The sequence below is a fragment of the Pseudomonas orientalis genome, assembly GCF_022807995.1.
In the GTDB taxonomy this organism is placed as follows: domain Bacteria; phylum Pseudomonadota; class Gammaproteobacteria; order Pseudomonadales; family Pseudomonadaceae; genus Aquipseudomonas; species Aquipseudomonas orientalis_B.
This window is the reverse complement of sequence record NZ_CP094351.1, coordinates 869,067-888,250: the sequence shown is the minus strand read 5'-3', so window position 1 is coordinate 888,250 and position 19,184 is coordinate 869,067. Positions and strand designations below refer to the sequence as shown.

Below are 19,184 nucleotides of genomic sequence, written 5' to 3'. Positions count from 1 at the left end.
TTGCGATCACTTGCGGCGATTGAGTTGACGCAGGTTGCCCATCACCGCAGCCAGCGCGCGGTCGAACAGCAGACCCTCGTCCAGGCTGCGCAGAGCGCCGCGCTTGAAAGCCGCAGCCAGTTGCCCGGGGGTTTTCTCCAGGACCTTGAGCCCCGTACGGCTGACGAAAATATAACGATGGTTCGGCGCCATGATCGCCGTGAGCTTGCACCGCAGCATTGTGTGCTCGTCCTGTTGGAACTCCACCCAACCGCCGATCCGCAGTTGGTGGACCTTGAGCAGATCCGGGCCATCATGCGGCAGGTCTTCGACGGCGTCCGGCAACTGGGTGCCGAGAACGAAGGGTTCGCGAACTTCAATCAGTCCGTCGCCGCCCTCACCTTCACAGGTTTGAACATGTACGTTCTGCAAGCGTAAAAAGAACTCACGTGTGCTGAAAGGATCAAACGCCGCACTGGCCAGCCCGTCACGCAACGACTTGAGCAACCCCGGCAATTGCTCCAGCAGATGCCGGCCCGCCTCGGTGTCTTCATGCAGGCCGACGCTCCAGATCAATTCATCCATGGTGCGCAGCCCGGTCTGCCACTGCACCGAGTGTTCGCCGTGCTTGAGATTGGCCAGCAACAGCACCTGACTCCAGGTGTGTTGCACAAATTGCACCACGAACGGCGGCAGCACCTTGCCCGATAACCGGCGGTTCAGCGCTTGCGCCACGCGCTGGCGAGCGACCTCGGTACGCAGGCGCCCTTCCTCGACGTCACGGGTGTGCTGCTCAAGCAACTCACTGCGTTGCTGTTCTTGATTGATGAATGTGCTGAATTGCGCCAGTAACTGCGAAAAAATCGCCGGGTCTTCGATGAACTCATTCAACAGGCGCTGGATGACCTGTTCGATACGCAGGTACAGGCTGTCGTTCTGATAGCCATTGCGCGGGCTGCAACCCATGGCGGCGCTGGCGATCTGATTGAGCAGGCATCGCGCCGGATGCCCGGGGCAACTGAACAGGCTCGTGTCCAGAACGGCGACTTTCAGTATCGGAATCTGCAAGCGAGCGATCAGGGCTTTGAAGGCGTGGGGAACACTGCGGTCATTGAGGATGAACTCAAAAAGCAGCGCGACGAGGTTGATCACATCCTCGTCGGCCGCCTCCAGCACCCGCGACTTGCCGCTCTTGACGCTGCCCCGGGTCAGCAACTGTGCGAGCTGGTTGCGCAGGTCGAAATCGTCCTCGGCCCCAGGTTCCGGTACATATTGCTGCAAATGCGACAGCAGGCGCAGCAGGTCTCGGCTGGCGATGGGTTGCGGTTGCGCGCTGGCTTCAAGGGTCGGCGCTACGCTGCCGCGCACACCGACCAGCAACGCTTGCAAGGCGGTAAAGGCCTCCACGCCGTTTTCGTCACAAGGGGGTTCGGCGGTCGACGGACGAGCCTGGTGCTGACGCTCACGCGCCGCGCGCCCACCCGCACGACGGGATGGCACGCTCTTGAGTCCAGGCAGGACCCCGGTGGCAACCAGCAGTTGATTGGCTTCACCATAGAGCTGGTCGGCATCGCTGAGCACGTATTTCTCAAAAAGCTTGAGCATGATCAGCTTGACCCGGATCTCCACCCCCAGACTGCGCCCCGCCTGCAAAAAAAACTGGCAAAGCCGTGCAGGGCCCAGAGGATTCTCATGATCGGTCATGGGCCTGCCCAGCACTTCACTCAAGCGCGCGCTCAGTTGTCCGAGCGCCAAGCCGTCACGGTGTTGCACCCGACCGAGCATTGCCTCCAGTGCCACGGCTTTTTCCCGGTCATCCGCCCGGGTAGCGCCCGCCATCTCGTAGGACACCACTGGCACCGGATGCAACTCGCCGCTATCGGCCTGGCTCAGTGCGGCAAAGACGGCATACAGTTGCTCCATGAACACGCGCTCGAAGTTCTTGCGCTTGAGGCGCAGGTCGCGCATGGCCTCAAAGAAAATATGCTGGTCAACCGTGCTGCGGGACTTGTCGGCCATTTCGAACAGGGTGTCGTCGGCGTTATCGAACAGCTCCTGCAACCCCTGTTGCAACTGCTGCGCCGCTTTGTCACGCACTTGCACCACCACCACCGGCAGACGTGCGAGCGGCGATGGCGTGGCCTGTGCCTGCTTGATAGGCACCACCTTCCCGTCATTGTGCATCCTGGCCTCCTGAAACGGCGGGTGTTTAGATGGGCAAGTAACGGACTCAGGGCTTCTGGGCGCTGCAGATACCGGTCACCATCAGGACGTCAAAGCTATGACGCCAATTGCAAGGCGCGAGATTATCGGCAAATCAGGGGCGTTGCGCCAGTAAACTCTGCCCTGCGCGGTAAATGAGTGACGAGGCTGGGTTCGAGTCCACGCAGCCCCTATAATCCTGGCACTTTGTCTGTGGAGCCCGTTATGCCGAACCTGCGTCTTGCCGACCTCGCCGCCGAAATCGAAGCCAACGTGCGCCGCGCACTGCTGGAAGACATCGGCAGTGGTGATATCACCGCACAGTTGATCCCGGCCGAACGGCTGGCCAAGGCCACGATCATTACCCGCGATGCGGCCGTTGTCGCCGGGACGGCCTGGGTGGATACGGTATTCCGCCAACTGGACCCACGCGTCGCCGTGCATTGGCAGGTGGCCGATGGTGAACGCGTCAGTCCCAACCAACCGCTGTTTCACCTTGAAGGCCCGGCGCGCTCGCTGCTCACTGGTGAACGCAGTGCGCTGAATTTTCTGCAAATGCTGTCAGGTGTTGCCACCCGTGCCCGATACCTGGCGGATTTCGTCGCCAGCACCCAGGTCAAGCTGCTGGACACGCGCAAGACATTGCCGGGCCTGCGCCTGGCGCAGAAATACGCGGTCACCTGCGGCGGTTGCCACAATCATCGCATCGGGCTGTATGACGCCTTCCTGATCAAGGAAAACCATATCGCCGCGTGCGGGGGCATTGCCCAGGCTATCAGCGCGGCCCACAAAATCGCGCCGGGCAAGCCGGTGGAGGTCGAAGTGGAAAGCCTGGAGGAGTTGCGCGAAGCATTGGCGGCGGGCGCCGATATCGTCATGTTGGATGAACTGAGCCTGGACGACATGCGCGAAGCCGTGCGGCTGAACGCGGGCGTGGCCAAGCTGGAAGCCAGCGGCGGCATCAATGAAAGCACCCTGCTGCCCATCGCCGAGACCGGTGTTGACTACATCTCCATTGGCGCGATGACCAAGGATGTGAAGGCCGTGGATTTATCGATGCGGCTGAGTATCTAAAGAGCCTTGGCTGTAGGAGCGAGCTTGCTCGCGAAAAACTCAAAGGCAGCGCGTGCACTCGGATGTCACGCGTTATCGTTAACGTTTTTCGCGAGCAAGCTCGCTCCTACTGGCGGCGTTTAGACTACAAGATTGTTCATCTCGCAGTACTCTTCCCATTCGACACCCAGCACTTCGGCCGCTTCCTTGTGCAAGGCGAGCCGTGAGGCTTCGAACTCTTCCGGGGTAGAGGTGTATTTGAGGGTCAGTTCCCAAGGCTGGAGGTTCTGGCTCTCTGCCTCGTCCTCGAATGCCCACTGAACCTGATCACGCTGGTCGTCCGCGCTCAGGTCCTTGATCTCTTCTTTGAGCTGCGGCGTTGCCTCGAGGTATTTGTCGAGGGCTGCCTGGTGCCGAACTTCCTGGGTCATCTCAGTCGTGGTCATGTCGTTCTCTTAGATCGAGGAATGGGGATGCATCTGGGTCATCAAGGTTGCGCAGATACGAAAGAGCGGGCGCGAATGCCGGCTCGTCTGGCCTTCAGAACCATTCTGGGATCATCTGAAAACAGTGCCTTTGAAACATGCTCTTGAAACATGCTCTTGAAACAGTGTTGCCTTGGTGCCCGAGACAGGAATCGAACCTGCGACCTTCGCGTTACGAGTGCGCTGCTCTACCGGCTGAGCTACACGGGCGGTGGGCTAAAGCTAGCACCGCATTGGACATGCGGCAACCAGCTCGCTCACCGCCCGGCAGCCGTTATGCGCCGTTGGCGCCACAACCCTTGGCCACGTATTGCGCCTCGGCGGTGGTTGCGCACGTCCAGCCGCTGGTGGCGCTGCGCGTCAAGGTGATCGTCTTGCCCAGCACGGGAGCAGGCGCATCAAGGATTTCACAGCTGATGGAGCCGCTGCCCGTGGCGACATCTCCTGTCACATCGACCTTGCAATTGGCCGTGGGGCTCTTGCCGCCAATCGACGGCACCGTGGGCACGGCGCCCTGGTTAATGACATCTTCGTAGCCGGCCTTCAACGCACTGATTTCCGCCAACCCGGCCGTGAACTTGGCCTTGGCCTGGTGCTTGGTGTACATGGGCAAGCCAATCGTGGCCAAAATGCCGATGATTGCCACGACGATCAACAACTCGATCAAGGTAAAGCCTTTCTGACGCATCACTTTCACTCTCCAGAATAGAACCGTGACAAGGCGCTTCCTGCGCCCTGCATTGTGCAGCGGCGCCAGTGTACTCATCCCTGCGCGACCAATTGCATACCGGAAGCACAATCTGACATTTTATCGCCCAACGCCAGCCTGCCTGTATCCGCCCGCTGGCTAAGCTGTAAATTCTTAATCTGCATGTGCGAACGCGACATGAAAGACAGCTCGACGATCTACGCCTGGCAGGGCATCAACCGCAAAGGCCACTGGGTGTGCGGAAAAATCGCGGCGCGTGACCTTGCGCAAGTCAATGCACAACTGCGCGAACAAGGAATCTGCCCCGAGCGTGTGCGCAGGCAATCGCCAGGCCTGCCAAGCCTGGCTGCGCCGATACTGCCGGCGGACATTGCCCTGTTCACCCGCCAGTTGGCGACGCTGTTGAAGGCGGGTATCCCGCTGCTGCAAGCCTTCGACATCATCAGCGCGGGCGTTGAAAACCGCACACTGCGCGAGCTGGTCAAGGGTCTGAAGCAACACGTCGCCGCCGGTAACAGCCTGACCAGCACGCTGCGCCAATATCCCCGTTACTTCGATGACCTGTACTGCCACTTGATTGCCGCCGGTGAACAGGCCGGTGCCCTGGAAACGCTGCTGGAGCGCGTGGCCATTCATCTGGAAAAAAGCCAGCGGCTCAAAACCAGAATCAAAAAAGCCATGACCTACCCTCTTGCAGTGCTGGTGGTGGCCGGACTGGTCAGCGCAGTGTTGTTGATACAAGTGGTGCCGCAGTTCCAGAACCTGTTCGCCGGAGTCGACAGCCAATTGCCCGCTTTTACCCTCGCGGTCATCGCCCTTTCCGATTTTCTGCAACAGGCCTGGTGGATGCTGGCGCTGGGCCTGGGCACGGCCTTCGGCGGGCTGCGTCACGCCTACCGTGGCTCTGCGGGGTTTCGCTATCGACTGGAGGCGGGTTTGTTGAAAGTCCCCCTGGCAGGCAAACTGTTGACCAAAGCTGCCGTCGCACGCTACGCCCGCACGCTTGCAACCACCTTTGCGGCAGGTGTCCCGCTGGTGCAGGCGCTGGGCTCAGTGGCCGGCGCTGTCGGCAATGGCCATTTCAAACAGGCAATCGAACATATGCGCCACGATGTATCCACAGGCATGCAGTTGAATCAATCCATGGCCGCCAACGGCCTGTTTCCAGGCATGGCGATCCAGATGACGGCGATCGGCGAAGAGTCCGGCACCCTGGACCACATGCTGGAAAAAGTTGCGAACCATTACGAGGCCGACGTAGAGACCCTCGTCGATAACCTCACCAGCCTGATGGAACCGCTGATCATGGTGGTGCTGGGGAGCATCGTCGGCGCGCTGGTGATTGCAATGTACCTGCCGGTATTTCAACTGGGTTCGGCATTTTGAGCGCGTTGCTGGGCGAGCAGCCCTGGGCACTTGTCGGCATGGCGCTGGTGCTGGGCCTGATCATTGGCAGCTTCCTCAATGTGCTGGTATGGCGTCTGCCCAAAATGCTCGAACGCGAATGGCGCGCCCAGGCCCATGAGATCCTCGGCCTGCCCGCCGCGCCAGCGGAGCCGGTCTATAACCTGATGCGCCCGAATTCGTGCTGTCCACACTGCGACCAGCCGATTCGCCCCTGGGAGAATATCCCCCTGGTCAGCTACCTGATGCTCAAGGGACGTTGCGCCCATTGCCGTGCAGCGATCAGCGCGCGCTACCCCTTCACTGAACTGGCCTGTGCGCTGATATCCGCCATCGTTGCCTGGCACTTCGGCTTTGGCTGGCAGGCCGGCGCAGTGATGCTGCTGAGTTGGGGGTTGCTGGGCATGAGCCTGATCGATGTGGATCACCAACTGCTGCCGGATGTCATGGTGCTGCCGCTGCTGTGGCTGGGGCTTGTCCTCAATAGCCTGGGCCTGCTAGCGACATTGCCCGATGCGTTATGGGGCGCGGTGCTCGGTTACATGAGCCTGTGGAGCGTGTTCTGGCTGTTCAAGCTGGTCACCGGCAAGGATGGCATGGGCCATGGCGACTTCAAGCTATTGGCGCTGCTGGGTGCCTGGGGCGGCTGGCAGATACTGCCGATGACGCTGCTGATGGCGTCACTGCTCGGCTTGTTTGCCGGGCTGCTGCTGATGCGCGGGCGCAAGACGCCTATGTCGGCACCGATGCCATTTGGCCCCTGCCTGGCAATTGCCGGCTGGATTGCATTGCTCTGGGGTGGTCAAATAACCGACTTCTATTTGCAGTCTGTCGGTTTCAGATGACCACTCCTGTTGCAACACCCTGGATTCTCGGCCTCACGGGCGGTATCGGCAGCGGTAAAAGCGCTGCGGCCGAGCACTTCACCCGGCTGGGTGTCGACCTGATCGACGCCGACCATGCCGCCCGCTGGGTGGTCGAGCCCGGCCGGCCTGCGTTGGCGCGCATTGCCGAGCATTTCGGCAGCGCTGTGCTGCAGCCGGACGGCCAATTGGACCGTGCGGCGTTGCGCACATTGATTTTTGAAGTACCCGAAGAGCGTCGCTGGCTCGAAGGCCTGTTGCACCCGCTGATCGCTGAAGAAATTCGCGATCACCTGGCACGCGCCCGTTCGCCTTACGCGATTCTGGTGTCACCGCTGCTGATCGAGTCCGGCCAATACAGTATGACCCAGCGCATTCTGGTGATCGACGTGCCGCAGTCCCTGCAGATTCAGCGTACCCTGCAGCGCGACAGCATCAGCGAGCAACAGGTGCAGGCCATTCTCAAGGCCCAGTCGAGCCGCGAAGACCGCCTGAACCATGCCGATGACGTACTGGTCAATGACCAGGACCTTGCCTGGCTGCACCGTGAGGTCGAGCGACTGCACCACTTTTACCTTACTTTGCGTGGAGGCCGATCATGAGCCAACCCTTGACCGTCGATTGCCCAACCTGCGGTGCCCCCGTGGAATGGAAAGCGACCAACCTCAACCGGCCGTTTTGCTCGGACCGTTGCAAACTCATCGACCTGGGTGCCTGGGCCGCTGAAGAACACAAGATACCGGTGGCCCCGGACGCCGAGGACGAGTTGTTTTCCGAAGACCTGCCGCCACGCCACTAAGGCCGCATAAAGGCATATTCCTGCTGGTCGTCGAGATTTTCCGCAAGGTATTGCAACTCGTCGGCCAGGTCTTCAAAGCTGCGCACGCCCTTGCTCTGCTGCACCACTGCGCTGAGCATGGCGCGCAGGGTCAAGCCCGGATCAAAACCGATTTCCTGCGCTGCATCCTGGCTTCTACGCAACTCCTGCCGTGCCCATTCGTACACACTCATGATCGGTGCTCCTGAAATTTCGCAGAGCATGGGCCTGTGCGGTCATCTGCCTTTTGACCTGGATCAACGCAGCGAATCGTCGTCCTTCCACGGTGCCGAGAGGTAGCGGGTGCGGTTGAATGTCTCAAGCCATTCCGGGCAGAACACCACCAGGGCACTGATGACCATGCCATTGATGAAGGCTTCGGGAAAGATGATCAGCCACAAGTAGCCAACAAAATCCTCCAGCCATTGCGGCATCGCAAATCGTCCATCGGCCCACAGCAACCCCAGGCCGACCAGCAGGCAAAGCAACGCCGACAAGGCGGCGGCAAAGAAACCGGAACAGAAGATGTAAACGAAGGGGTTGCGCGGCTGCGCCCGCTCCACCCATACCGCGCAGGTCTCGGTGACCAGCACCGGTAGCACAATCAGCAGCAGTCCATTGACGCCGACGGCGGCGAGGTCCTGACGCCCCAGCCATACCAGCCCCAACTGCGCGGCAAACCCACCGACGATCGCCAGCGGCCAATCCAGCAGCAGTGTCACCGCGGTCATGCCGATAAAGTGATAAGACACCCCCGTATCGAAATCCCGCCGCACCAGCCACAACATGAACAGCGCGAACGCCGTGCCAAACAGCAAATGCTGGCGCCGTCGGTCGGCAAACAGCTCGACCCAGGGCGCACGCACAATCGCCCAGACCACCACCGGGGCATACAACAGCCCGCCGAGGCCGAGGGTCAGGGGCGCCAGAACAGCGGCACTGATCACGGATGCACTCCCTTTATAAAAAGCCTCACCGCCCACCTCATCCTTGGACCGGTAGCCAGATGAACAGTCTACACCCACGTTTTAAAGCAAGACTTCCTGTGGTCATCATTTGAACGCTAAGCTGCCAATATGGATGACTCAGACTATTTGCGACTGCTCACCGTAGCAGCCGAACAAGCCAACGCGTTCCTGTCCAATGCCCGCAAATGGGAGCGTGAGCGTTGGGTCTGCCAGCGCCTGTTGCAAGGCTTGAACGTGCCCTATCGCGCCGAAGAGTTCCACGCCGCAGGCACCGAGCCGCCGGACGTGCTGTTTCGCGACGCCAGTTTTGAAGTGTTCTTTGTATTGGACGAAGGCCGCCGCCTGAACGATGAATGGCGCGACGAATTGCTGCGCAGGCGCAGCGCGTTCTCCTTGAGCCAACTGGTGCGGCGCGAAGCCAAGCCAAGGCGCATTCCCGCCCATGAGTTCCTGCTGCGCCTGGCACCGACACTGCGCAAGAAAGCGCATAACTACAGAGAACGCGGCATGGACCTGGGGGAGCTGGACCTCATCGCCTTCACCAGCCTCAAGCGCGAAGTGCTGGACCTCAACAGCCACTTTCCGCCGCCCACCGAATACCTGCGCCAGGGCTGGCGCTCCCTGTCACTGGTGGGGCCAACCTTTGCGCGGGTGCTGTTCGCTCATCCCGACGCGCCGGATTTCTTGCGCAACAACCTGGGCCGCAGCATAGTGTTCGATGTGGGCATCAGCCTTTGATCCAGCGGCTGTAACGTGACGCCCTTTTGCAACGTCTACCTGACGAGGCCTTTATGAGCAGCCGCCTGAAACCCGATGACCAACAGCATGTCGAAGAGTACCTGCAACTCTCCCAGCACAGAGTCGAGCGCAAGCCTTTCAGGCCGTGGCTGCTCCTCGGTGTGGTGCTGGTGGTGGTGATCGGGCTCGGTTTGCTGAGCCGCCTTTTGAGTTACCTGACGCTATGAGCTGCCTGGCGCTCGCGGGGGTAACTGCTCCGATTTCTTTTAGCCTTGCGAGATATCCCCATGACCCATCGTATTATTGTCGTCGGCGGCGGTGCCGGCGGCCTGGAGCTAGCGACCCGCCTGGGTAAGACTCTGGGCAAACGCGGCAAAGCCAGCATCACGCTGGTGGACGCCAACCTGACGCATATCTGGAAACCGCTGCTGCATGAAGTAGCGGCCGGCTCGCTGAACTCGTCGGAAGACGAACTCAACTACGTCGCCCAGGCCAAATGGAACCACTTCGAGTTCCAACTGGGGCGTATGAGCGGACTTGATCGCGAACAGAAGAAAATCCAACTGGCCGCCACCCTCGACGAAGAAGGCCGGGAACTGGTGCCCGCACGCGTACTTGGCTACGACAGCCTGGTCATTGCCGTGGGCAGCACCACTAACGATTTCGGCACCGAGGGCGCTGCGCAACATTGCCTGTTCCTCGACACCCGTAAACAGGCCGAGCGCTTCCATCAACAGCTGCTCAACCATTACCTGCGCGCCCACGCCGGGCAGACCGACACGGTCGAACAGATCAGCGTCGCCATCGTCGGCGCCGGCGCCACCGGCGTTGAACTGGCCGCCGAACTGCATAACGCCGCCCATGAGCTGGCGGCGTACGGCCTGGACCGCATCAAGCCGGAAAACATGCACATCACCTTGATTGAAGCCGGCCCGCGGGTATTGCCCGCGCTGCCGGAGCGGATTGGCGGGCCGGTGCATAAAACCCTGGAGAAACTCGGGGTGACCGTGCTGACCAACTCGGCCGTCAGCGAAGTGACCGCAGACGCGCTGATCACCAGCAGCGGCCAAGTGATACCGGCCAGCCTCAAAGTCTGGGCCGCCGGGATTCGCGCCCCGGGCTTTCTCAAGGACATCGATGGCCTGGAGACTAACCGCATCAACCAGCTGCAGGTGCTGTCGACGCTGCAGACCACCCGCGACGAAAACATCTTCGCCTTTGGCGATTGCGCCGCCTGCCCGCAACCGGGCACCGACCGCAATGTTCCGCCACGCGCGCAAGCCGCTCACCAACAGGCTTCATTGCTCGCCAAATCGCTGAAACTGCGGATTGAAGGCAAGGAGCTGCCGACCTACAAATACACCGATTACGGCTCGCTGATCTCGCTGTCGCGCTTTTCCGCAGTGGGTAACTTGATGGGCAACCTGACCGGCAGTGTGATGCTGGAGGGCTGGTTGGCGCGGATGTTCTACGTGTCGTTGTACCGCATGCACCAGATGGCACTGTATGGGTTCTTTCGCACGGCGATGCTGATGCTGGGCAGCAAGATCGGGCGCGGGACTGAGCCGCGCCTGAAACTGCATTAACAAACACATGACCATGTGGGAGGGGGCTTGCCCCCGATAGTGGTGTGTCAGCTAAGTATCTATTGACTGACACACTGCAATCGGAGGCAAGTCCCCTCCCACATTTGATCTCCACTGTTACCGAGTTTTGCGCAGGCAAAAAAAATCCCCGTATCTTTCGATACGAGGATTTTTAATATGGTCGGGGTAGGGGGATTCGAACTCCCGACATCCTGCTCCCAAAGCAGGCGCGCTACCGGACTGCGCTATACCCCGGTAATAAAAAGGCGACCTTTCAGTCGCCTTCTTCGATCAGTGCTTTTGGCCTCTGATCTTAAGATCTGATTCCAGCGCTAACTGGTCTCAAAAATGGTGGGTCGTGTGGGATTCGAACCTACGACCAATTGGTTAAAAGCCAACTGCTCTACCAACTGAGCTAACGACCCAAATATGGTCGGGGTAGGGGGATTCGAACTCCCGACATCCTGCTCCCAAAGCAGGCGCGCTACCGGACTGCGCTATACCCCGGTTTGAAATTGGCTCCGTGACCAGGACTCGAACCTGGGACCCAATGATTAACAGTCATTTGCTCTACCGACTGAGCTATCACGGAACTGCATATTTCAAAGTACAACATTTACTGCTTTGTAGCTCCTCTTCAACCCTGTCCGTATCGCTACGTTAGCGTCTCTGAGGCGCGCTATTCTACAATCTTAAAAACCCCTGTCAACCCTTTAAATTGCTTTTAAGACAATGATTTGCGCTTCTTTCTGATTTCTTCTTGGGGAGAAGAAACCCGTGGGCTGACGTTGCTGCGGGGCGCACTTTACAAGCCTTTGCCTTACAGTTCAACGCCCTATCGAAAAAAAAGGCCCCGCAATGCAGGGCCTCCTCTTATAGCGCTGGCCACTGGGCTTAGTGGAAGACGATTTCATCGTTCTCCACCGTCGCCTCGACGCTGGTGCCGGGCATAAAGCTGCCCGACAGGATCAGTTGTGCCAGCGGGTTCTCGATCCAGCGCTGGATCGCACGCTTCAACGGCCGCGCGCCATACACCGGGTCGTAACCCACCGCGATCAGCTTGTCCAACGCCTCGCTGCTCAGCTCCAGGGCCAGCTCGCGCTCGGCCAGACGTGCACGCAAGCGTCCCAATTGGATCTCGGTGATGCCGGCAATCTGATCCCGCGCCAACGGCTCGAAGATCACCACTTCATCCACCCGGTTGATAAATTCCGGCCGGAAGTGCGTGGTCAGCGCGTCCATGACAGCGGCCCGCTGCGCCTCGCGATCGCCCACCAGTTCCTGGATCTGCGACGAGCCCAGGTTGGAGGTCATGACGATCACCGTGTTGCGAAAGTCCACCGTACGTCCGTGGCTGTCGGTGAGGCGGCCATCCTCAAGCACTTGCAGCAGAATGTTGAACACGTCCGGGTGCGCCTTCTCGACCTCATCGAGCAGGATCACCGAGTAAGGCTTGCGCCGCACGGCTTCGGTCAGGTAACCGCCCTCTTCATAGCCCACATAGCCTGGTGGCGCGCCGATCAGGCGAGCCACCGAGTGTTTCTCCATGAACTCGGACATGTCGATACGCACCATGGCCTCTTCGGTATCGAAAAGGAATTCCGCCAAGGCCTTGCACAGCTCGGTCTTACCCACACCGGTGGGCCCAAGGAACATGAACGAACCACTCGGGCGATTCGGGTCGGACAAGCCGGCGCGGGAACGCCGCACCGCATTGGACACCGCCACCACGGCCTCTTCCTGGCCAATGACGCGCTGGTGCAACAGGCTTTCCATCTTCAGCAGTTTGTCGCGCTCGCCTTCAAGCATCTTCGACACAGGAATACCGGTCCACTTGGAGACCACCTCGGCAATTTCCTCCTCGGTCACCTTGCTGCGCAACAGCTGGTTCTCGCTATGACCATGCTGGTCGACCATCTGCAAGCTACGCTCCAGGTCCGGGATCACCCCGTACTGCAACTCGGCCATGCGGTTCAGGTCGCCTTTACGGCGCGCGGCTTCCAGCTCCTGGCGCGATTGCTCGATCTTTTGCTGGATCTGCGCAGAGCCCTGCACTTCGGCTTTTTCCGAAGTCCAGATTTCTTCAAGGTCCGAATACTCGCGCTCCAGGCGAACGATTTCTTCCTGGAGTTTTTCCAGGCGTTTCTTCGCGGCCTCATCCTCTTCTTTTTTCAGCGCCTGGGATTCGACCTTCAGTTGAATCAGGCGGCGATCCAGGCGGTCGAGCACTTCCGGCTTGGAGTCGATCTCCATGCGGATGCGGCTGGCCGCCTCGTCGATCAGGTCGATGGCCTTGTCGGGCAACTGGCGATCGGTGATATAGCGATGGCTCAGCTTGGCCGCCGCAATAATCGCACCGTCGGTAATCGCGACCTTATGGTGAACCTCATAGCGTTCTTTCAGGCCACGCAGGATGGCGATGGTGTCTTCTTCGCTGGGCTCTTCCACCAGGACTTTCTGGAAGCGCCGCTCAAGGGCCGCGTCCTTTTCAATGTACTGACGATATTCGTTGAGCGTGGTCGCACCGACGCAGTGCAACTCACCCCGTGCCAGAGCGGGCTTGAGCATATTGCCTGCATCCATCGAGCCTTCGCCTTTACCGGCGCCGACCATGGTGTGCAGTTCGTCGATAAACAGAATGATTTGCCCTTCCTGCTTCGACAATTCGTTAAGCAGGGATTTCAGGCGCTCTTCGAACTCACCACGGAACTTGGCGCCGGCGATCAACGACCCCATGTCCAGGGAGAGCAGGCGCTTGCCTTTGAGGCCGTCCGGCACTTCGCCATTGATGATGCGTTGGGCCAGACCCTCCGCGATTGCGGTTTTACCCACCCCAGGCTCACCGATCAGGACCGGGTTGTTCTTGGTGCGACGCTGCAGCACCTGGATGGTGCGACGGATTTCATCGTCACGCCCGATGACCGGGTCAAGCTTGCCCTCTTCGGCGCGCTTGGTCAGGTCAACGGTGTATTTATCCAGGGCCTGGCGCGACTCCTCATGATTGGGGTCGTTCACCGCCTCGCCGCCACGCAGGTTGTTGATGGCGTTTTCCAGGGCTTTTTTGCTCACGCCCTGGCCCAGCAACAACTTGCCGAGCTTGCTGTTGTCGTCCATGGCGGCGAGCAGCACCAGTTCGCTGGAGATGAACTGGTCGCCTTTTTGCTGAGCCAGGCGGTCGGCCTGATTCAGCAGACGCGCCAAGTCCTGCGACATATTCACGTCGCCGGTAGGGTTCTGGATTTTCGGCAGTTGGTCGAGCTCTTTGCTCAACTCCTTGCGCAGGCTGTTGACGTCAAAGCCCACCTGCATCAACAAGGGCTTGATGGAACCACCTTGCTGTTCGAGGAGCGCCTGCATCAAGTGCGCCGGTTCAATCGCCGGGTGGTCGAGACCGACCGCCAGGGACTGGGAGTCCGATAAGGCCAACTGCAATTTGCTGGTTAAACGATCAATACGCATTAGTCACCTTCCTTTTGAGCAGGCCGGAGCTATGAACAAACACATCCTGAATGAAGAAACCTGCCAGATACCCCTATAGATGGGGTGGATTCTGCGGGATTCAAGCAGTGGATGGTTGATACAGATCAGGACAGTCTAGCGTTCAAGCCAGACAAGGGAGGCGAATCGGCCCGTACGCGGGCTGCGGCGATAGGAAAAGAATCGCGGGTCGGTCACGGTGCAGTAACCGCCACCGTAGACGGCGGTGATACCCCGTGCGGCAAGGCGCAGGCGAGCAAGTTGATAGATGTCGGCCATGAACTTGCCGGGATTACGGCTGGGAACAAAGGCCTGGGCAGTCGCCGGCAGTTGCTGCAGGAACGCTTCACGCACCTCGGGTCCGACTTCAAAGGCCTGCGGGCCGATGGCCGGACCGAGCCAGACCAGCACGTCGGCGGGCGGGCTCTCAAGGCTTTCGAACGCCGCCTCCAGCACTCCTGCCGCCAACCCACGCCAACCGGCATGAGCCGCCGCAACACGGGTACCCGCTCGATTGCAGAACAATGCAGGCAGGCAATCGGCCGTCATGGCGGTGCAGGCGATGCCCGGTGTGCTGGTCCAACTGCCATCGGCTTCGGCGATACGGCTCGGATCGGCCTCGACCACCGTGGTGCCGTGGACCTGGCGCAACCAGGCCGGCTGGATATCGAACGCTTCGGTAAGGCGACGACGATTTTCCAGGACAGCCTCAAGGCTGTCCTCCACATGGTCGCCCAGGTTGAGGCTGTCGAACGGCGCCACACTGACGCCGCCCGCTCGGGTGGTGACGCAGGCTTTGACCTGAGACGGCGCGGGCCAGTCAGGAATCAGCCAGTCATTCACCCGACAAACGCCTCGCGATCCTGCTTGAGCAGCGACAACAGCCAGACCAGATCGTCCGGAAGCGGCGATTCCCAGCTCATGCGCTTACCGCTCGTCGGATGATCCAGTTCCAGGAAGCGTGCATGCAGTGCCTGACGCGGGAACGTTTTGAGCGATTCAACCATGGTCTGGCTGGCCGCAGGCGGAATGCGGAAGCGACCACCGTAGGCCGGATCACCGACCAGCGGGAAGTTGATGTGGGCCATGTGCACGCGGATCTGGTGAGTTCGACCGGTTTCCAGCTTGACCCGTACATGGGTGTGGGAGCGGAAACGCTCCAGCACGCGATAGTGGCTGACGGCCTGCTTGCCGCCCTCCATCACCGCCATGCGCTGGCGCTGCTGGCCGTGGCGACCGATAGGCGCGTTGATCTTGCCACCGGCCACCACGACGCCGATCACGATGCATTCGTAGATCCGGCTGACGCTGCGACTCTGCAATTGAGTAACAAGTTGCGTCTGCGCCTGAATGGTCTTGGCCACCACCATAAGGCCGGTGGTGTCCTTGTCCAGACGGTGCACGATGCCGCAGCGCGGCACATTGATGATGTCCGGCACGTGGTGCAACAAGGCATTGAGCAAGGTGCCATCAGCGTGCCCGGCCGCCGGGTGAACCACCAGGCCTGCGGGTTTGTTGATGACCAGGATGTCATCGTCTTCATAGACGATATCCAGCTCGATGTCCTGGGCGACCCATTCTCCCTGGGCTTCCTGCTCGGCAGTCAGCTCAAGAATCGCACCGCCATGCACTGTGTCTCGCGGGCGGATAACCGCTCCATCCACAGTCAGGCGGCCGTCTTTGATCCAGGCGGAAAGGCGCGAGCGCGAGTGCTCAGCGAATAATTGTGCGGCGACTTGATCGAGGCGTTGGCCGCCCAATTCGGACGGCACCTCTGCGCGAAGTTCAATTTTATCGGACATGCTCGGACTAGGCGTGGCACAGCCTTTGGTTTCGGCTGCGCGCTTGTGGTTAAATACGGCGTCTTTTGCCCCGAGGCTTTCAACGGGGCGCTCATCATAACAGGACGGCCCCGCCCAAGACAGCGGCCGTCATAGGGACGCAAGCCGCCATGCAAGTGAAACACCTGCTGCTGATCGCCATCCTCGCCATGACTGCTGCTTGCTCGTCAACAAAGGACGTCGTCGACGAAAACCTGAGCGAAGTCGAGCTGTACCAGCAAGCTCAGACAGACTTGGACAACAATAGCTACACCAGCGCCACAGCGAAGCTGAAGGCACTGGAGTCGCGCTATCCGTTCGGACGCTATGCCGACCAGGCCCAGCTCGAGCTGATCTACGCCAACTATAAAAACGCCGAGCCGGAAGCTGCCAAGTCCGCCGCCGAGCGTTTTATCCGCCTGCATCCGCAGCACCCGAACGTGGACTACGCCTACTACATGAAGGGCCTGACCTCGTTCGACCAGGACGTCGGCCTGCTGGCGCGGTTCCTGCCGCTGGACATGACCAAGCGCGACCCGGGTGCCGCCCGCGACTCCTACAACGAGTTCGCCCAGCTGACCAGCCGCTACCCGAACAGCCGCTACGCGCCGGACGCCAAGCAGCGCATGATCTACCTGCGCAACCTGCTGGCTTCCTACGAGATCCACGTGGCCCACTACTACCTGACCCGTCAGGCATACGTGGCCGCTGCCAACCGTGGCCGCTATGTGGTGGAGAACTTCCAGGAAACCCCGTCCGTGGGTGACGGCCTGGCCGTGATGACCGAGGCTTACCAGCGCTTGCACCTGGATCAACTGGCGAGCACCAGCCTGGAAACCCTGAAACTCAACTATCCGGACCACCCGAGCCTGAAAGACGGCCAGTTCGTGCCTCAGGTTGACGAAGCCGACAACCGTTCGTGGCTGAGCAAGTACACCCTGGGCCTGATCGAGTCCCGTCCACCGCTGCCGCCAGGCGAAACACGCGCCAACCAGGACGTGATCAAGCAGTACCAGGACGCCAAGGACGCTATTCCTTCGGACCTCAAGCCCCACGACGAGAACGGCGACGTGATCGAAGAGGAAGAGCCGCAAGCCCTGGGTAACAACCAGGACCGCTCGTGGTTCAGCTACATGACCTTCGGCGTGTTCGACTGACCGTTCGACGCAACGCAAAAGGGAGCTCTCAGGAGCTCCCTTTTTCATTGGTGAGTATTTATTGCGCTGTGCGCCCAGCGCGAGCTTGGCTAAACTGGCGCATTCCTTATCGAGAAACCGCCCATCATGCTTCGTCTATTGTTCTGGATCGCCGTCATTGCCGCTGCGGTATGGCTCTGGCGCAAATTCAAAAGCCCTGCCACCAAGCAACCGCGCGCCGGCGAACCCAATGCTGCGTTGATGGTGCGTTGCGCCCATTGCGGCGTGCACGTGCCGCAGGATCGGGCGCTGAGCTCAGGCCAACAATGGTATTGCACCCAGGCGCATCTGCAGCAAGGGCCGAAGTCTATCCAGCGCTGACTCGACCGGCGGGCGCGTAGGGTGCCGGGTCGATGATCGGCGCATGCCCCAGCAACAAGTCGGCAAACAGCTGGCAGGACGCCGGGGCAAGCACCAGGCCATTGCGGTAATGCCCGCAGTTGAGCCACAGGCCCTTGAAGCCGGGTACCACGCCGATATACGGGATACCTTCCGGCGAGCCGGGCCGCAGACCCGCCCAGTGCCCCACCACCTCGGCGTCCGCCAGGGCGGGAAGCAGCTCCACCGCAGACGCCTTGAGACTGTCCAGCGCGCTTATCGTCGGCGTTTTGTCGAAGCCCTCATGCTCCAGGGTGCTGCCAATCAGAATATGCCCATCACGCCGCGGGATCGCATAGCGCCCTTTGGCCAGGACCATGCTCGATAAAAAGTCGGACGCGCATTTGTAGAGAATCATCTGGCCCTTGACCGGTTCCACGGGCAGCGCCAAGCCCAGTTTCCCCAGCAAATCTCCACTCCAGGCGCCGGCGGCGAGCACGACCTGATCACCCGTGATGACGCCGGCGGACGTATTCACGCCCACCACGGTGTCGCCTTGCACGATAAATCCATCGACTTCGCACTGCTCGTGAATCGTCACGTCGGGCAGCGCCGACAACGCCGCCTTGAGGGATTTGACCAGGCGCGGGTTGCGCACATTGGCCACATCGGCCATGTAGATCGCCTGCGAATAACCGCCGCCCAGCGCCGGAACGGCATCATGGGCAGCCGATACGTCCACTTTGCTCAAGGGCCGCCCCTCACGCGCAGCCCAGGCCAGGGCATCGGCTTCGTCATCCAGATCGAGCCAATACAGTCCCGTGGTGTGGACCTCAGGATCAATGCCGGTCGCAGCGAACAGCCGTTGTGCCAGTTGCGGGTAGAAATCCTGGGACCAATGGGCCAAGGCGGTCACCGCCGGGCTATAACGCCACGGGTACAACGGCGAAACAATCCCGCCGCCTGCCCAGGAAGATTCCTGCCCAAGCCCTCCGCGCTCCAGCAATATGACCGCCTGCCCCTGGTTCGCCAGGTTGTATGCCGTCAACAAACCAATAACGCCGCCGCCGACAATCACTACTCGCTGTTGCTTCGCCATCATTTGATCCAGCCGATAAAAAGGGAAAAGCGCGCCCGGCGCCCATTCATCCAACACTCTCATCATTGCCCCCAGCATGCCTTGAGCGGCATGTGCGGCGCCGCGCCCGGATTGCTTCGCAGACCGGTGCTGGTCAAGCTGAATTGGCCGCAGGCGTCGTCTGCCATGACTGAGTCAAAGGCAGGCGTGGCGAGCAGGACAAAATCGTGAGGGTTCAATACGGCGCTGATTCTATAGTGATCATTGCCTGTACTGACGCCGCCTGCATCAATAAAAGTGCCGTTGCGCGTGTAAAAACGCTCCAGATGTTGAGCCTGCTCGCTCAGCAATGCGACGATTTGCACCCGATACACCTTTTTCACCTGTCCGGTATAGGCGGGGTAAGCGATCCCGGCCAGCAACGCGACGATCACCACCGCGATCAACAATTCGATCAGGGTAAAACCCTGGCTATCCATGCCCATTGAATG

20 protein-coding genes and 5 tRNA genes are annotated in these 19,184 nt (G+C 60.3%); 10 read left to right on the top strand and 15 right to left on the bottom strand.

The window, feature by feature from the left end:
- Positions 1 to 6 precede the first annotated feature (6 nt).
- Complete coding sequence (locus MRY17_RS03820) at positions 7 to 2,163, bottom strand: DUF1631 domain-containing protein (RefSeq protein ID WP_243353321.1); 2,157 nt, start codon at positions 2,161 to 2,163, stop codon at positions 7 to 9.
- Between the two features lie 243 nt (positions 2,164 to 2,406).
- Here MRY17_RS03820 and nadC point away from each other — a divergent pair, with 243 nt between their 5' ends.
- Complete coding sequence (gene nadC, locus MRY17_RS03815) at positions 2,407 to 3,255, top strand: carboxylating nicotinate-nucleotide diphosphorylase (RefSeq protein WP_243353320.1); 849 nt, start codon at positions 2,407 to 2,409, stop codon at positions 3,253 to 3,255.
- 119 nt (positions 3,256 to 3,374) lie between these two features.
- Here the strand turns inward: nadC and MRY17_RS03810 are convergent, their stop codons facing one another.
- The 3 genes from MRY17_RS03810 to MRY17_RS03800 form a co-directional block, all read right to left on the bottom strand.
- Positions 3,375 to 3,680 (bottom strand): DUF6388 family protein, encoded by a 306-nt coding sequence (locus tag MRY17_RS03810; protein WP_181282722.1) that lies wholly within the window; start codon positions 3,678 to 3,680, stop codon positions 3,375 to 3,377.
- Positions 3,681 to 3,853: 173 nt separating this feature from the next.
- Positions 3,854 to 3,929 (bottom strand) — tRNA-Thr (locus MRY17_RS03805).
- 64 nt (positions 3,930 to 3,993) lie between these two features.
- Complete coding sequence (locus MRY17_RS03800) at positions 3,994 to 4,407, bottom strand: pilin (protein WP_181282733.1); 414 nt, start codon at positions 4,405 to 4,407, stop codon at positions 3,994 to 3,996.
- Between the two features lie 198 nt (positions 4,408 to 4,605).
- Between MRY17_RS03800 and MRY17_RS03795 the strand changes: the two genes are divergently transcribed.
- Genes MRY17_RS03795 through yacG form a run of 4 tightly spaced genes read left to right on the top strand, consistent with a single transcriptional unit; the run spans position 4,606 to position 7,494 of the window.
- The gene (locus MRY17_RS03795) at positions 4,606 to 5,814 is read left to right on the top strand and encodes a type II secretion system F family protein (RefSeq protein ID WP_279308382.1); all 1,209 of its coding nucleotides are present in this window, start codon (positions 4,606 to 4,608) and stop codon (positions 5,812 to 5,814) included.
- Positions 5,811 to 6,677, top strand: coding sequence for a prepilin peptidase (locus MRY17_RS03790; protein ID WP_279308381.1), 867 nt, complete (start codon positions 5,811 to 5,813; stop codon positions 6,675 to 6,677). The genes MRY17_RS03795 and MRY17_RS03790 overlap by 4 nt, the downstream gene beginning before the upstream one ends.
- Positions 6,674 to 7,297 carry a dephospho-CoA kinase gene (gene coaE, locus MRY17_RS03785; RefSeq protein WP_181282724.1) on the top strand — a complete coding sequence of 208 codons (624 nt, stop codon included), beginning with the start codon at positions 6,674 to 6,676 and terminating at the stop codon, positions 7,295 to 7,297. The genes MRY17_RS03790 and coaE overlap by 4 nt, the downstream gene beginning before the upstream one ends.
- Positions 7,294 to 7,494 carry a DNA gyrase inhibitor YacG gene (yacG, locus tag MRY17_RS03780; protein WP_003188437.1) on the top strand — a complete coding sequence of 67 codons (201 nt, stop codon included), beginning with the start codon at positions 7,294 to 7,296 and terminating at the stop codon, positions 7,492 to 7,494. The genes coaE and yacG overlap by 4 nt, the downstream gene beginning before the upstream one ends.
- Here the strand turns inward: yacG and MRY17_RS03775 are convergent.
- Positions 7,491 to 7,706 carry a hypothetical protein gene (locus MRY17_RS03775; protein WP_003171680.1) on the bottom strand — a complete coding sequence of 72 codons (216 nt, stop codon included), beginning with the start codon at positions 7,704 to 7,706 and terminating at the stop codon, positions 7,491 to 7,493. The genes yacG and MRY17_RS03775 overlap by 4 nt on opposite strands.
- A gap of 63 nt (positions 7,707 to 7,769) precedes the next feature.
- Positions 7,770 to 8,459, bottom strand: a complete 690-nt coding sequence (locus tag MRY17_RS03770; protein WP_243353317.1) for an energy-coupling factor ABC transporter permease — start codon at positions 8,457 to 8,459, stop codon at positions 7,770 to 7,772.
- Positions 8,460 to 8,588: 129 nt separating this feature from the next.
- On the opposite strand from MRY17_RS03770, the gene MRY17_RS03765 reads away from it, so the two are divergent.
- The 3 genes from MRY17_RS03765 to MRY17_RS03755 are packed head-to-tail and all read left to right on the top strand — an operon-like array spanning position 8,589 to position 10,804.
- Entirely contained in the window at positions 8,589 to 9,218 is a 630-nt protein-coding gene (locus MRY17_RS03765) for a DUF1780 domain-containing protein (RefSeq protein WP_181282727.1), read from the top strand.
- 53 nt (positions 9,219 to 9,271) lie between these two features.
- Positions 9,272 to 9,445, top strand: coding sequence for a DUF3094 family protein (locus MRY17_RS03760; RefSeq protein WP_065887994.1), 174 nt, complete (start codon positions 9,272 to 9,274; stop codon positions 9,443 to 9,445).
- A gap of 60 nt (positions 9,446 to 9,505) precedes the next feature.
- A complete protein-coding gene (locus MRY17_RS03755; protein ID WP_181282728.1) occupies positions 9,506 to 10,804 on the top strand; it encodes an NAD(P)/FAD-dependent oxidoreductase in 1,299 nt (432 codons plus the stop codon).
- A 178-nt stretch (positions 10,805 to 10,982) separates the two neighbouring features.
- Here MRY17_RS03755 and MRY17_RS03750 read toward each other — a convergent pair.
- The 7 genes from MRY17_RS03750 to rluD form a co-directional block, all read right to left on the bottom strand.
- Positions 10,983 to 11,059, bottom strand: a tRNA-Pro gene (locus MRY17_RS03750).
- Between the two features lie 94 nt (positions 11,060 to 11,153).
- A tRNA-Lys gene (locus MRY17_RS03745) sits at positions 11,154 to 11,229 on the bottom strand.
- Between the two features lie 5 nt (positions 11,230 to 11,234).
- Positions 11,235 to 11,311: transfer RNA gene (locus MRY17_RS03740), tRNA-Pro, on the bottom strand.
- Between the two features lie 9 nt (positions 11,312 to 11,320).
- Positions 11,321 to 11,396: transfer RNA gene (locus MRY17_RS03735), tRNA-Asn, on the bottom strand.
- Positions 11,397 to 11,698: 302 nt separating this feature from the next.
- Positions 11,699 to 14,263 carry an ATP-dependent chaperone ClpB gene (gene clpB / locus MRY17_RS03730; protein WP_057725840.1) on the bottom strand — a complete coding sequence of 855 codons (2,565 nt, stop codon included), beginning with the start codon at positions 14,261 to 14,263 and terminating at the stop codon, positions 11,699 to 11,701.
- A 135-nt stretch (positions 14,264 to 14,398) separates the two neighbouring features.
- A complete protein-coding gene (gene pgeF / locus MRY17_RS03725) occupies positions 14,399 to 15,124 on the bottom strand; it encodes a peptidoglycan editing factor PgeF (RefSeq protein ID WP_243353316.1) in 726 nt (241 codons plus the stop codon).
- Positions 15,121 to 16,083 carry a 23S rRNA pseudouridine(1911/1915/1917) synthase RluD gene (gene rluD, locus MRY17_RS03720; protein WP_057725842.1) on the bottom strand — a complete coding sequence of 321 codons (963 nt, stop codon included), beginning with the start codon at positions 16,081 to 16,083 and terminating at the stop codon, positions 15,121 to 15,123. The genes pgeF and rluD overlap by 4 nt, the downstream gene beginning before the upstream one ends.
- Before the next feature lie 149 nt (positions 16,084 to 16,232).
- Between rluD and MRY17_RS03715 the strand changes: the two genes are divergently transcribed.
- The gene (locus MRY17_RS03715) at positions 16,233 to 17,258 is read left to right on the top strand and encodes an outer membrane protein assembly factor BamD (RefSeq protein WP_181282248.1); all 1,026 of its coding nucleotides are present in this window, start codon (positions 16,233 to 16,235) and stop codon (positions 17,256 to 17,258) included.
- A gap of 126 nt (positions 17,259 to 17,384) precedes the next feature.
- Positions 17,385 to 17,618, top strand: a complete 234-nt coding sequence (locus tag MRY17_RS03710; RefSeq protein WP_181282247.1) for a PP0621 family protein — start codon at positions 17,385 to 17,387, stop codon at positions 17,616 to 17,618.
- Here MRY17_RS03710 and thiO read toward each other — a convergent pair.
- Both thiO and MRY17_RS03700 read right to left on the bottom strand, forming a co-directional pair.
- Positions 17,605 to 18,714, bottom strand: a complete 1,110-nt coding sequence (gene thiO / locus MRY17_RS03705; RefSeq protein WP_243353315.1) for a glycine oxidase ThiO — start codon at positions 18,712 to 18,714, stop codon at positions 17,605 to 17,607. The two genes, MRY17_RS03710 and thiO, sit on opposite strands and share 14 nt — an antisense overlap.
- A gap of 62 nt (positions 18,715 to 18,776) precedes the next feature.
- Positions 18,777 to 19,178 (bottom strand): type IV pilin protein, encoded by a 402-nt coding sequence (locus MRY17_RS03700; RefSeq protein WP_274597937.1) that lies wholly within the window; start codon positions 19,176 to 19,178, stop codon positions 18,777 to 18,779.
- Positions 19,179 to 19,184 lie beyond the last annotated feature (6 nt).